The following is a 702-nucleotide window of genomic DNA, read 5'->3' as shown; positions in this document are numbered from 1 at the left end:
TGTTGTGGCACGTTTTTATTTTTCCACTTTTTCTTGTTTTCAATTATTTCGGCTGATAAAGAATTAATTTCGTCTTGCATTATACATTCCAAACAAGAATTAATTATTGTTTTCGTGCCGCTCAAATTCAAAATTTCATCCTGTTTTGGTTTTCCGTATTCTATTGCAATCATTGATGCCCAAACAGATACTCGATATTGAGATTCCATTAAATATCCTAAAAAACTTTGAATCCCTCTTTGAGCCAAAAGTTCTTTTCCTAATTCAACTATTTGTTTGTATTCATTTAGATTTCTTTTATCAAAGTCAAAAGGATGAATTGATGCTAAATAGAGATTTTTACAAGCAAACAGAAAGTCAGTTCCTTTTTCGTTAGTTAGGAACTTAATTGGTTCAAGATTCATTCTATCCGCAATCCTATCCATTCGGTTTTTCTGCTCAACATTCAATTCCATTTGGCATTCAGTTATTATGTATGCAAGATGTTCATAAGCAATTCCGTATTCTCGATTTTCTAAATATTCAGCAATGATTTGTTTTCCATCTTTTATTCCGAGACTCTCAATATTTGATTGTTCAATTTTATTCGACCAAACAGAATTCAGAATCTCATTGCTCAATTCGGCAAGCTCTTTCTTTAATGATTTCTGAAATATTTTAATCAAATCTCGATGTTTTTCAAATGTGCCACAACGTTGATGT

1 protein-coding gene is annotated in these 702 nt (G+C 31.1%); it reads right to left on the bottom strand.

Annotation, left to right across the window (positions count from 1 at the left end; all coding sequences use genetic code 11):
• Positions 1–665 (bottom strand): hypothetical protein (locus HM982_RS18420; RefSeq protein WP_179354779.1); only part of this gene is annotated, 665 nt, incomplete at its 3' end.
• Positions 666–702: the final 37 nt, after the last annotated feature.

It is taken from the genome of Winogradskyella vidalii (assembly GCF_013403955.1).
GTDB classification, from domain to species: Bacteria; Bacteroidota; Bacteroidia; order Flavobacteriales; family Flavobacteriaceae; genus Winogradskyella; species Winogradskyella vidalii.
This window is presented reverse-complemented; position numbering and strand designations above follow the sequence as displayed.